Below are 12730 nucleotides of genomic sequence, written 5' to 3' on the forward strand. Positions count from 1 at the left end.
GCCCCATCAGTCCAGCCAGACATAGCCCGCGAGCCGACCGGTGCTGCGGTCGCGGCGGTACGAGAAGTGATCCATCGACTCCCGGGTGCACACCGGCGACTGCTCCCGGTCGCGCACCCCGAGGCGCTCGAGCTGCGCGTGCACCCCGGCGCTCACGTCGACGGCCGGCGTGCCCCAACTCGTCTCGGAGTGCGCCGCCGGCTCGACGGCGGCCACCTCGGCGCGCATCTCGGCCGGCACCTCGTAGCACCGGCCGCACACCGCGGGTCCGGTGCGGGCGACGATCCGGCCCGGCTCGGCACCGAGTTCGACCATGGCGCGCACGGCGGCGGGCACCACACCGGCCACCATGCCGGGCCGTCCCGCGTGGGCCGCGGCGGCGACCCGGGCGACGGGGTCGGCGAGCAGCACCGGGGTGCAGTCGGCGGTGAGCACGGCGAGGGCGAGCCCGCTTCGGCGGGTGACGATCGCGTCGACGGACGGGATGTCGGACGCCGTGCCCCACGGTTCGTCCACCACCGCCACGTCCGCCCCGTGCACCTGGTTCATCCAGACCACCCGGGCCGGGTCGAGGCCGAGCGACTTGGCCGCCAGCTCGCGGTTGGTGCGTACGGCGCCGGGGTCGTCGCCGACCGCGCCGCCGAGGTTGAGCTCCTCGTACGGAACGGCGCTCACCCCGCCCCACCGGTCGGTGAAGCCGAAGTGCGCGCCGTTCACGGTGTCGCGCTGTCCTATCACTTGAGGAAATCCGGAACGTCCAGTTCCTCGGCCGCGCTGTCCGAGTAGGTCCGCGGCGCCGGCGGGGCCGGCGGCGGGATCGGGATGTCGTGCACCGGCTCCGGGGCGACGGGCTCCGGGTCCTCCTTCGGCGTCACGCTGCCGAGCGAGCCGAAGGTCGGGCGGCTCTCGGGCTGCCGTACCGGGGTGGGCTCCTCGCGGCGCGGCGCGGAGGACGCCGAACCGAGGACGTTGTCCCGGCGGGCCGGGGGCTGGCCGCCGTCGAAGCCGGCCGCGATCACGGTGACCCGGACCTCGTCGCCGAGGGCGTCGTCGATCACCGCGCCGAAGATGATGTTGGCTTCGGGGTGGGCGGCCTCGCTGACCAGCTGGGCGGCCTCGTTGATCTCGAACAGACCGAGGTCGGAGCCGCCGGAGATGGACAGCAGCACGCCGCGGGCGCCGTCGATGGACGCCTCCAGGAGCGGCGAGGAGATCGCCATCTCGGCCGCGGCCACCGCGCGGTCGTCGCCGCGGGCCGAGCCGATGCCCATCAGGGCCGAACCGGCCTCGGACATGACCGACTTGACGTCGGCGAAGTCGAGGTTGATCAGGCCGGGGGTGGTGATCAGGTCGGTGATGCCCTGCACACCGGACAGCAGCACCTGGTCCGCGGACTTGAACGCGTCGAGCACGCTGACCTGGCGGTCCGAGATGGACAGCAGCCGGTCGTTGGGAATGACGATGAGGGTGTCGACCTCTTCGCGGAGTTCGGCGATGCCGTCCTCGGCCTGGTTGGCCCGGCGCCGTCCCTCGAAGGTGAACGGGCGCGTGACCACGCCGATGGTGAGGGCACCCAGCGAGCGCGCGATGTTGGCCACGACGGGCGCGCCGCCGGTGCCGGTGCCGCCGCCTTCACCGGCCGTCACGAAGACCATGTCGGCCCCCTTGAGGACCTCCTCGATCTCCTCGCGGTGGTCCTCGGCGGCCTTGCGGCCGACGGCCGGGTTGGCTCCGGCGCCGAGTCCGCGGGTGAGTTCGCGGCCGACGTCGAGTTTGACGTCGGCGTCGCTCATCAACAGCGCCTGTGCGTCGGTGTTGATGGCGATGAACTCGACGCCCTTGAGACCGACCTCGATCATCCGGTTGATGGCATTGACACCACCGCCGCCGACACCGATGACTTTGATGACTGCGAGGTAGTTCTGCGGTGCTGCCACGTCGAAGGCCTCTCGCCTCGAGTTACGTGTCGCCCTCCCGCGGTTGCCCGCGATCCGACGACTGATGCCGAATGGGACGGTCCGTAGTGCCGACCCGAACCCTAACCCTGAAGTTTAGGGTTACCAGTGTGTCTGTTCCCTGAAGTCTTCTGAACAGGACACTAAGTCGACAAGTGGCGCCCGTTCAACGAACACGCCGAACCTCCCGTTTTTCTTTTCACCCTATGTGATCAGGCATAGCGCTGCCCAACCAGGGTGCTGGCCTGCACCGATGCGCGTCAACTACCAGAAGAGGCAGGCGCGGTGGGGACGCTGACGTCGAAGTGCCGCGCGTGCGGGGCCGCTTTCATCAGCGAGTCGAGCGCGCGGGCCTTGGCGGCACCACTCTCCGCGCTGCCCCAAGCGACGGTGCGGCCACCACTCATCTCCAGCGAGATGTCGTCGTAGGTACGGACCTTGACGACCCGGGTCTCGCGGGCGACGGCCGCCGGGATCCGTCCCGCCACGGCGACCGCCTCGCGGACGAGCCGACTCTCGTCGAAGCGCCGCAGGCTCGCCGCCGCCGAGCCGTCGCGGGAAAGGGACAATTCCAGGACGGGCACGCCTTTCGGCGCCTGGGAAACCGTGGCGAACCGGACGCCGTCGTCATCCACTTCGACGAACTTTCCGCCCTTTTCCTCCACCATGACCGCGGTACGTTCAACCACTTTCAGGCTGATTCCGTGGGGCCATGAACGAACGACGTCAACCGCGTCAATTCGGGGCAATTGGCGTCGGAGTCGGGCGGCGATCGCGCCGGTGTCCACGGAAATGAGCGGGTCTCCCACCGGGACCGCGGCCGCGGCGCGCACCTGAGCGGGCGTCAACGTTCGCGTGCCGGACACGGACACCCGCTCCACCCGCGTCCACGCGGAGCCGTACAGGAGCCAGAGCGAACCGCCGGTGAGGAGCACCAGGGCCAGCGCCAGGATGACGATCGTACGAAGACGCGGCCGCTTGAGCCGGCGGACCGGGGGCGGGCCGGACGACTCCTGCTGGCGTTCACCGCGCTCGGCGGTCGTCGGTCCGGCCACGCTTCAAGCCCCTTCTTTCATATGGTCCTAACGGCGCGAGGCGATCGCCTCGTACACCATGCCGACGAGCAGGTCGTCGGCGTCCCGGCGGCCGAACTCACTGGCGGCGCGGGACATCTGGAAGAGCCGGTGCGGATCGGCGAGCACGGGCATGACGTTGTGCTGCACCCACTCCGGGGTGAGGTCCGCGTCGTCGACCAGCAGCCCGCCGCCGGCCTTCACCACCGGCTGGGCGTTCAGTCGCTGTTCCCCGTTGCCGATGGGCAGCGGGACGTAGGCGGCCGGGAGCCCGACGGCGGAGAGTTCGGCGACGGTCATCGCGCCGGCGCGGCAGAGCATCATGTCGGCCGCGGCGTACGCGAGGTCCATCCGATCCAGGTAACTTACCGGGATATACGGGGGCATTCCCGGCATCTGGTGCACTTGCGGCAGTTCGTTCTTCGGGCCGACCGCATGCAGGATCTGGATGCCCGCCTGCTGGAGCCAGGGCGCGACCTGCTGGACCACCTCGTTGAGGCGGCGGGCGCCCTGGGAGCCGCCGGAGACCAGCAGCGTGGGCAGGTTGGGGTCGAGCCCGAACATCGCGCGCGCCTGCGGGCGCATGGCGGCCCGGTCCAGGGTGGCGATGGCGCGGCGCAGCGGGATGCCGATGTAGCGCGCGTTGCGCAGCTTGCTGTCCGGCGTGGAGACGGCGACCTGGGCGGCGTAGCGCGAACCGATCTTGTTGGCCAGGCCCGGGCGGGCGTTGGCCTCATGGATCACGATGGGCACGCCGAGCCGCTTGGCGGCGAGGTAGCCGGGCAGGGCGACATAGCCGCCGAAGCCGACCACGGCGTCGGCCTTGGTGCGCTCCATGATCTGCTCGGCCGCCTTGATCGTGCCGCGCAGCCGGCCCGGGACGGTGATCAGTTCGGGGGTGGGCTTGCGCGGCAGCGGTACCGCCGGGATCAGCGCGAGTTCATAGCCGCGCTCGGGGACGAGCCGGGTCTCCAGGCCGCGCTCCGTGCCCAGGGCCGTGATTCCCACGGTCGGGTCCTGCCTGCGCAGGGCGTCCGCGAGGGCGAGCGCGGGCTCGATGTGGCCCGCGGTACCTCCGCCGGCGAGTACGACATGCACCGAAATTCACCGCTCTCCGGACGGACGCGCCGCCGAGGCACGCCGTCGCATCGTGTTCCATCTCCGAGGCCCCTGGCCGGAACCCTGACCCGATCCTGCACCGGATCCCCGGCCCGAGCCACGGCCGGACCCCCCGCCGGGCTCCCGGCCGGAGCCACGGCCGGGTTTCCGGCCGGCACTCCGATCGGGTTTCCGGCCGGACTTCCGGCCGGCCGCGGAGCCTCCCGCCCGCTTTCTACCAAAGCGAGGTTGCCGCATGGCAAGCGCCGCCCGCGCAGCGGGGTCGTCCCGCGCGAAGGCGATCAGCAGCCCGATGGCGAACATGGTCGGCAGCAGGGCGGATCCTCCGTAGGAGAACAGCGGGAGCGGGACGCCGGCGATCGGCAGCAGACCGAGCACCGCACCGATGTTGATCACCGCCTGCGCGATGATCCAGGTGGTCACGCCTCCCGCGGCGTACCTCACGAAGGGGTCCTCCGTGCGTCCGGCCACACGGATGCCCGCATAGCCTAGAGCCGCGAACAGGGCGAGCACCGACAGCGTCCCCGCCAGACCCAGTTCCTCACCGGTGACGGCGAAGATGAAGTCCGTGTGCGCTTCGGGGAGTTGCCCCCATTTCTCCACACTCGCACCGAGGCCGGAACCGAAGAATCCGCCGGAGGCGAGGGCGTAGATGCCGTGCACCGCCTGCCAGCACTTGGAGGCGTCGCTCGAGCCGACGCAGGCGAACCGGTCCAGGCGGTTGGGGCTGGTCTTGATGAGGACCAGGCCGATCAGGGCGGCGACCGACAGCACACCCACGAAGAGGCGGGTGGGTGCGCCCGCGAGCCACAGCAGGCCGAACAGGATGGCGGTGAGGATGATGGCGGTGCCCATGTCGCCGCCGAGCATGATCAGGCCGAGCAGCATGAAGGCGACCGGGACGAGCGGCACCAGCATGTGCTTCCACTGGGTCAGCAGCCGCTTCTCCTGCTTGCGCGCGATCAGGTCGGAGCCCCACAGCACCAGCGCCAGCTTGCCGATCTCACTGGGCTGGATCTGGAAGGAGCCGCCCAGCGAGATCCAGTTCTGGTTGCCGTTGACCGACATCCCTATCCCCGGCACCTGCACCAGCGCCATCAGGAACACCGCGCCCGCCAGGATCGGATAGGCCAGCGCCCGGTGCAGCTTCACCGGCATCCGGGCGGCGGCCAGCAGCAGCAGGCCGCCGATCACGGCCGCCAGCAGCTGCTTGCGGAAGAAGTACGACCCGGGCAGCGCCATCTGCAGCGCGGTGATCTGGGAGGCCGAGTAGACCATCACCAGACCCAGCACGGTGATCAGCGCGCTGCCGCCGACGATCACGTAGTACGCGGTGAGCGGGCGGTCCCAGGCCTTGCGGACGCGCGTGACGAGGTGGTGTACGGGGTTGTCGCGCGAGGTCCGGCCGATGGCGGGCCGTGCGCCGGCCCCCTGCGCGGGCGGCCGTTTCGTGCGGCTGCCGGGGCTACCGGGCATCTCCGCCTCCGGCGTACGTCGGCCGCACAGGTCTGGCTCGGCTCGCGGGTCCCACGCGTCCCTCCCAAGGTCGCCCGGCAGCGGGGGCGGCCGGGATCAGCCGGCACCGAGTTCGCGAACGGCCTCCGCGAACGCGTCACCGCGCTTGTTGTAGTTGGTGAACATGTCCATGGAGGCGCAGGCCGGGGCCAGCAGTACCGTGTCGCCTGGCCGTGCGAGCCGCCGCGCTTCCTGGACAGCCTGGAGCATCGCCCCAGTGTCGGTCCGGTCGAGGTCGACGACGGGGACTTCGGGGGCGTGTCGCACGAGGGCGTCGCGGATCAGGGCGCGATCGGCGCCGATGAGGACGACACCGCGCAGCCGCTTCGCCGACTTCGCGACCAGCTCGTCGAAGGTCGCGCCTTTTGCCAGACCACCCGCAATCCATACGATCGACTCATATGCCGCCAACGAGGCTTCGGCCGCGTGGGTGTTGGTGGCCTTGGAGTCGTCGACGTAGGCCACGCCGTCCATCTCCGCCACGAGCGCGATGCGGTGGGCGTCCGGAGTGAAGGACCTCAGACCGTCCCGGACGGCCTTCGCGGGCACCCCGAAGGCGCGGGCGAGGGCCGCGGCGGCAAGGGCGTTGGCGATGTTGTGCGGGGCCGGCGGGTTGACGTCGGAGACCTCGGCGAGTTCCTGGGCGTTCTTGTGCCGGTTCTCGACGAAGGCGCGGTCGACCAGGATGCCGTCCACGACGCCGAGTTGGGAGGGGCCGGGGGCGGAGAGGGTGAAGCCGACGGCCCGGCAGCCCTCTTCGACGTCCGCCTCGCGCACCAGGTCCTCGGTGGCCTTGTCGGCGACGTTGTAGACGCAGGCGACGCGATTGCCCTCGTAGATACGGCCCTTGTCGGCGGCGTAGGCCTCCATGGAGCCGTGCCAGTCGAGGTGGTCCGGCGCGAGGTTCAGCACGGCGGCGGAGTGGGCGCGCAGCGAGGGCGCCCAGTGCAGCTGGTAGCTGGAGAGTTCCACAGCCAGGACGTCGTACTCCTCCTCGCCCAGCACGGCGTCCAGCAGCGAGACGCCGATGTTGCCGACGGCGGCCGTGCGCAGGCCCGCCGCCTTCAGGATGGAGGCGAGCATCTGGACGGTGGTGGTCTTGCCGTTGGTGCCGGTGACGGCGAGCCAGGGGGCCGCCTTCCTGCCGTCGCGGCCGCGCAGCCGCCAGGCCAGCTCCACATCGCCCCAGACCGGGACGCCCGCCTTCTCGGCGGCCTGGAACAGCGGCTTGTCCGGCTTCCAGCCGGGCGCGGTGACGATCAGATCGGTGCCCTCGGGGAGGGAGTCGCCGTCGCCCAGGCGCACGGTGACGCCGAGCGCCTCCAGTTCGGCGGCCTGCGCCCGCGCCCGGTCGTCGTCGCCGTCGTTGACGACGGTGACGTGCGCGCCGAGGCCGTGCAGCACCTTGGCCGCCGGGACGCCGGAGACGCCGAGTCCGGCGACGGTGACGTGCTTGCCCTGAAACTCCGAAGGCACCGATGAGGTCACTTGTCCGCTGCCCATCCCGCGTAGAAGAGGCCAAGTCCGACAATTACACAGATGCCCTGAATGATCCAGAAGCGGACCACGACGAGCACTTCGGACCAGCCCTTGAGTTCGAAGTGATGCTGGAGTGGCGCCATCCGGAAGACGCGCTTGCCGGTCAGCCGGAAGGAGCCGACCTGGATGACCACCGACATGGTGATGAGCACGAACAGGCCGCCCAGCAGCGCGAGCAGCAGCTCGGTGCGGGAGCAGATCGCGAGGCCGGCGAGGACGCCGCCGAGCGCGAGCGAACCGGTGTCGCCCATGAAGATCTTGGCCGGCGAGGTGTTCCACCACAGGAAGCCGAGGCAGGCGCCCATCAGCGCGGAGGCCACGACCGCCAGGTCGAGCGGGTCGCGCACCTCATAGCAGGCGTTGGGGTTGGTCAGGGTCGTCGCGTTGGCGCAGGACTCCTGGAACTGCCAGACGCCGATGAAGGTGTAGGCGCCGAAGACGAGGACGGAGGCGCCGGTGGCCAGACCGTCCAGACCGTCGGTGAGGTTCACGCCGTTCGACATCGCGAGGATCATGAACAGCGCCCAGACCACGAACAGCACCGGGCCGATCGTCCAGCCGAAGTCGGTGATGAACGACAGCTTCGTGGAGGCGGGGGTGTTGCCGCGGTTGTCGGAGAACTGCAGCGCGAGCACCGCGAAGGCGATGCCGACGATCAGCTGGCCGGCCATCTTGGCCTTGGCGCGCAGGCCCAGCGAGCGCCGCTTGACGATCTTGATGTAGTCGTCGAGGAAGCCGACCAGGCCCATGCCGACCATCAGCCCCAGGACCAGCAGACCCGAGTACGTCGGGGCGTAGCCGGTGATCACCTTGGAGAGGAAGTAGGCGGCGACCGTCGCCAGTATGAAGGCGATACCGCCCATGGTCGGCGTACCGCGCTTGCTGGCGTGCTCGCGCGGGCCGTCGTCGCGGATGTACTGGCCGTAGCCCTTGCGGGCGAGGAGCTTGATCAGCAGCGGCGTGCCGACCAGCGTCAGGAACAGGCCGATGACTCCCGCGAACAGGATCTGCTTCATCATCGGCCGGCGACCTCACCCTCGGCGCCGGTCTCGAGGAGCGCCTGGGCGACGCCCTCCAGACCGACCGAACGGGACGCCTTCACGAGCACGACGTCCCCCGGGCGCAACTCGCTGCGCAACAGGTCGATCGCCGCCTGTGCGTCGGACACGTGCACCGACTCCTCACCCCACGAACCCTCGTTATATGCGCCCAGTTGCAGCCAGGACGCTTCCCTGCCCCCGACCGCGACGAGCTTGCTGACGTTGAGCCGGACGGCGAGCCGCCCGACCGCGTCGTGCTCGGCGAGCGCCTCGTCCCCGAGCTCGGCCATCTTGCCGAGCACCGCCCAGGTCCGCCGATCCCGGCCCATGGCCACCAGCGCGCGCAGGGCGGCCCGCATGGATTCGGGGTTGGCGTTGTAGGCGTCGTTGACGATGGTCACGCCGTCCGGGCGCTCGGTGACCTCCATCCGCCAGCGGGAGAGGGAGCCCGCCTCGGAGAGTGCGGTGGCGATCTCTTCCGCGGACATGCCCAGCTCATGGGCGACGGCGGCCGTGGCGAGCGCGTTCGACACGTGGTGCTCACCGTACAGGCGCATGGTCACATCGGATGCACCGGAGGGTGTGTGAAGCCTGAAGGCGGGCTGTCCGCTGTCCGTGAGTCTCACGTTCTCGGCGCGAACGTCCGCTTCGTCGGACTCTCCGAAAAGGACCACCTTCGCCTTCGTACGGGAGGCCATGGCCCGGACCAACGGGTCGTCGGCGTTGAGGATCGCGGCGCCGCCCTCCTCGGCCGGGGGCAGGCTCTCCACCAGTTCGCCCTTCGCCTGGGCGATCTGCTCCCGGCCGCCGAACTCGCCGATGTGGGCGGTGCCGACGTTGAGCACGAGGCCGACCTTCGGCGGGGTCAGCTCGGTGAGGTAGCGGATGTGGCCGATGCCACGGGCGCCCATCTCCAGCACGAGGAACCTCGTCTCCTCGGTGGCACTCAGCGCGGTCAGCGGCAACCCGATCTCGTTGTTGAGCGAGCCGGGCGTGAACACGGTCGGCGCCTGGCGCTGGAGCACCTGGGCGATGAGGTCCTTGGTGCTGGTCTTGCCGGCGGAGCCGGTCAGCGCCACGAGGGTCGCGCCGAGGCGGCGTACGACGTGCCGGGCGAGGGCGCCGAGGGCGCTCTGGACGTCCTCGACGACGATCGCGGGCACCCCGACCGGGCGGGAGGCCAGTACGGCGACCGCACCCGCCTCGACGACGGCGGCGGCGAAGTCGTGGCCGTCCACGCGCTCGCCGACGAAGGCGACGAAGAGGCTGCCGGGCACCGCCTCGCGGGAGTCCCGGACGACGGGTCCGGTGACCTGGACGGACGGATCCGGTATGTCGTGCGTCTGCCCGCCGACGACTGCTGCGATCTCGGCGAGGGAGAGGGCGATCACAAGTTCATCCCCTGGGTCTTCTGGATTTTCATCCCTGGGTGTTCTGGATTGCTTCGCGAAGCACCTGGCGGTCGTCGAAGGGACGGATCACGCCGGCGATGTCCTGGCCCTGCTCGTGGCCCTTGCCCGCGACCAGCACGGCGTCCCCGGCCTGCGCGCGGCCGACGGCGGCGGCGATCGCGGCGGCCCGGTCCTCGAACAGGAGCACCTCGCCGCGCTCGTGCGCGGGCACCGAGGCGGCGCCCTCGAGCATGGTGGCGAGAATCGCGAGGGGGTCCTCGGAACGGGGGTTGTCGGAGGTCAGCACCGCGGTGTCGGAGAGCCGGGCCACGGCGGCGCCCATCGGGGCGCGCTTGGTCCGGTCGCGGTCGCCGCCGCAGCCGAGCACGACGTGCAGCCGGCCCTTGGTGACCTTGCGCAGCGCCCTGAGGACCGACTCGACGGCGTCCGTCTTGTGCGCGTAGTCGACGACCGCGAGGTACGGCTGCCCGGCGTCGACGCGCTCCAGACGGCCGGGCACGCCCGGTACGGCGGCGACGCCGTCGGCGGCGGCCTGCGGGTCGAGGCCGGCGGCGGCGAGGGCCACGACGGCGGCGAGGGTGTTGGCCACGTTGAACGGGCCGGGCAGCGGCGACCTGGCGGCGATCCGCTGTCCTTCGGGGCCGATCACGGTGAACGTGGAGTCCATCGGACCGACCTGGACGTCCTCGGCGCGCCAGTCGGCGTCGGGGTGGCCCTCGGCGGAGAAGGTGACCACCGGGACGGTGGCCTCCTTGGCGAGCCGGCGGCCGTACTCGTCGTCGTGGTTGATCACCCCGAGCCTGCTGCGCAGCGGCGTGAACAGCTGCGCCTTCGCCTGGAAGTAGTCCTCCATGTCGGAGTGGAACTCCATGTGCTCCGGGCTGAGGTTGGTGAAGACGCCGATGTCGAAGACACAGGCGTCCACCCGGCCCAGCACCAGCGCATGGCTGGAGACCTCCATGGCGACCGCCTCGACACCGCGCTCGCGCATGACCGCGAAGAGGGCCTGGAGGTCGGTGGCCTCCGGGGTGGTGCGCTCGGACTTGATGCGCTCTTCACCGATGCGCATCTCCACCGTGCCGATCAGCCCGGTGGACTTCACGGTCTTCAGGCCGCCCTCGACGAGATAGGCGGTGGTGGTCTTGCCGGAGGTGCCGGTGATGCCGATCTGGAGCAGATCGCGGCCGGGGTGGCCGTAGATCGTGGCCGCCAGCTCGCCCATCCGCCCGCGCGGGTCGTCGACCACGAGGACCGGCAGGCCGGTCGCGGCGACGCGCTCGGCGCCGGACGGGTCGGTGAGCACGGCGACCGCGCCGAGGCTCGCCGCCTGGGCGACGAAGTCGGCACCGTGGGCACGGGCTCCGGGCAGGGCCGCGTACAGGTCGCCGGGGCGCACGGCACGCGAGTCATGGGTGATGCCCGTGACCTCGGCGGCGCTGTCCGGCTGCGCGGCACCCAGCTGATCGGAGAGCTCCGCAAGGGGTGTGGCGGAGACCTGAACCGGTCGCGGCGGTCCCGGGTATGTCACGGAAGCGCCCTTCTGGGTGGTTTGGGACTGATCAGCGTGTGGCACGGCGGTGAGCGTACCGGGCGCAGCGGCCTGCGGGCGAAGTGAGGGCCGGGACGGGGGGTGGTTCCCGGGATCGGGGGTGATCGTTGTCACGGGCTGTGTCCTGGTGGTTCTGTTCCGGCGGTACGGGTCGTACGGGGCGCACGGGCCGGTCGTCCGGGTCCCGTACGGGGGCGCGATCCCGTCCCTGGGCGCTCGGGGCTCGCGGGGTGTCAGGGCTTGAAGTCGACGGGCAGGTTCGCGGGCCGTGCCCCGGTCGGCGGTACCTGGAGCGTCTTCAGCGCGAACTCCATCACCTGCTTGTAGATCGGGCCGCAGATCTGTCCGCCGAAGTAGCTGCCCTTGGTGGCGTTCTGGATGGCGCAGTAGACGGTGATGCGGGGGTTGTCCGCGGGGGCGAACCCGGCGAAGGAGGAGGTGTAGCCACGGTATCTGCCGGTGGCCGGATCCACGCGGTTGGCTGTGCCCGTCTTGCCCGCGACGCGATAGCCGGGGATGCGCGCCTTCAGACCGGTGCCCTGCTCGTCGTCCACGACGGACTCCAGCATCTGGGCGAGTTCCTTCGCCGTCCTCGCGCTCACCACCCGGCTCTTCTCGGGCTTCGGGGCAGGCGTGAAGTGGCCGTCGGCGCCCTTGGTGCCACGCACCAGAGTCGGCTGGATCCGGACCCCTCCGTTGGCGATCGTCGAGTAGATGGAGGCGGCCTGCAGGGCGTTGATGGAGAAGCCCTGGCCGAAGGGGATCGTGTACTGCTGCGAGGTGGACCACTTGTCGGCGGGGGCGAGGATGCCCTTGGTCTCGCCGGGGAAGCCGACGCCGGTGTAGCTGCCGATGCCGAACTTGCGCAGGTACGAGTAGAGGACCTGGTTGGCCTGCGACTGGGTCTTGCCGAGCTGTCCGGTGGCCAGGATGGTGCCGATGTTGCTGGACTTGGCGAGCACGCCGTTGAGCGTGAGGTACCAGGTGCCGTGGTCGACGTCGTCCTGGAAGAGCCGGTCGCCGCGGTGCAGCCGGTTGGGCACGACGACGTGCGTGAGCGGCGTGGCGGCGTGCTCCTCCAGTACGGCGGCCATCGACATGAGCTTGGCGGTGGAGCCGGGCTCGTAGGCGTCCTGCACCGCCGCGTTGCCCAGCGCGGCCGGGTCGGCGTGGGACAGGTCGTTGGGGTCGAAGCCCGGGGAGTCGGCCATGGCGAGGATCTCCCCGGTCCGGGTGTCCTGCACGATCACGTAGCCGCGGTCCGCCTGGGACTTGCGCACCTGCTCGGCGATGGCGTTCTGCGCGGCCCACTGGATGTCGCGGTCGATGGTGAGCTCGACGTCGGAGCCGGGCACCGCGGGCGTCCCGGTGGAGCCCGCGGTGGGCACCTCCCGGCCGCCGGACTGGGCGTAGCGGACCTTGCCGGGCTTGCCGGACAGCTGCTTGTCCAGCTGCTGCTCGATGCCGCCGCCGCCCTTGCCGTCGGCGTTGACCCAGCCCAGTATCCCGGCGGCGGCATCGAGCAGCA

The 12730-nt window shown here is 70.8% G+C and carries 10 protein-coding genes; all 10 read right to left on the minus strand.

Annotated features, from left to right (window positions below):
- Positions 1 to 6: 6 nt before the first annotated feature.
- Positions 7 to 738: a peptidoglycan editing factor PgeF gene (gene pgeF / locus BZY54_RS33125; protein ID WP_086729019.1), complete on the minus strand. Its 732-nt coding sequence runs from the start codon at positions 736 to 738 to the stop codon at positions 7 to 9.
- A complete protein-coding gene (ftsZ, locus tag BZY54_RS33130) occupies positions 735 to 1937 on the minus strand; it encodes a cell division protein FtsZ (RefSeq protein ID WP_086729020.1) in 1203 nt (400 codons plus the stop codon). The genes pgeF and ftsZ overlap by 4 nt, the downstream gene beginning before the upstream one ends.
- A gap of 278 nt (positions 1938 to 2215) precedes the next feature.
- Positions 2216 to 3010 (minus strand): cell division protein FtsQ/DivIB, encoded by a 795-nt coding sequence (locus BZY54_RS33135; protein ID WP_086729021.1) that lies wholly within the window; start codon positions 3008 to 3010, stop codon positions 2216 to 2218.
- A gap of 27 nt (positions 3011 to 3037) precedes the next feature.
- Positions 3038 to 4126 carry an undecaprenyldiphospho-muramoylpentapeptide beta-N-acetylglucosaminyltransferase gene (gene murG, locus BZY54_RS33140; protein ID WP_086729022.1) on the minus strand — a complete coding sequence of 363 codons (1089 nt, stop codon included), beginning with the start codon at positions 4124 to 4126 and terminating at the stop codon, positions 3038 to 3040.
- Positions 4127 to 4132: 6 nt separating this feature from the next.
- Positions 4133 to 5623 (minus strand): putative lipid II flippase FtsW, encoded by a 1491-nt coding sequence (gene ftsW, locus BZY54_RS33145; protein ID WP_086729023.1) that lies wholly within the window; start codon positions 5621 to 5623, stop codon positions 4133 to 4135.
- Between the two features lie 96 nt (positions 5624 to 5719).
- Positions 5720 to 7138, minus strand: coding sequence for a UDP-N-acetylmuramoyl-L-alanine--D-glutamate ligase (gene murD / locus BZY54_RS33150; RefSeq protein WP_086729031.1), 1419 nt, complete (start codon positions 7136 to 7138; stop codon positions 5720 to 5722).
- A gap of 8 nt (positions 7139 to 7146) precedes the next feature.
- Entirely contained in the window at positions 7147 to 8217 is a 1071-nt protein-coding gene (gene mraY / locus BZY54_RS33155; RefSeq protein ID WP_086729030.1) for a phospho-N-acetylmuramoyl-pentapeptide-transferase, read from the minus strand.
- Positions 8217 to 9632 (minus strand): UDP-N-acetylmuramoyl-tripeptide--D-alanyl-D-alanine ligase, encoded by a 1416-nt coding sequence (locus tag BZY54_RS33160; RefSeq protein ID WP_086729024.1) that lies wholly within the window; start codon positions 9630 to 9632, stop codon positions 8217 to 8219. The genes mraY and BZY54_RS33160 overlap by 1 nt, the downstream gene beginning before the upstream one ends.
- Positions 9633 to 9660: 28 nt before the next feature.
- On the minus strand, positions 9661 to 11316 hold the full coding sequence (locus BZY54_RS33165; RefSeq protein ID WP_208640848.1) for a UDP-N-acetylmuramoyl-L-alanyl-D-glutamate--2,6-diaminopimelate ligase: 1656 nt from the start codon (positions 11314 to 11316) through the stop codon (positions 9661 to 9663).
- A gap of 119 nt (positions 11317 to 11435) precedes the next feature.
- Positions 11436 to 12730, minus strand: a 1295-nt coding sequence (locus BZY54_RS33170) for a peptidoglycan D,D-transpeptidase FtsI family protein (protein ID WP_086729026.1), incomplete at its 5' end; no start/stop codon positions are given.

Source organism: Streptomyces carpinensis (assembly GCF_002154505.1).
In the GTDB taxonomy this organism is placed as follows: domain Bacteria; phylum Actinomycetota; class Actinomycetes; order Streptomycetales; family Streptomycetaceae; genus Streptomyces; species Streptomyces carpinensis.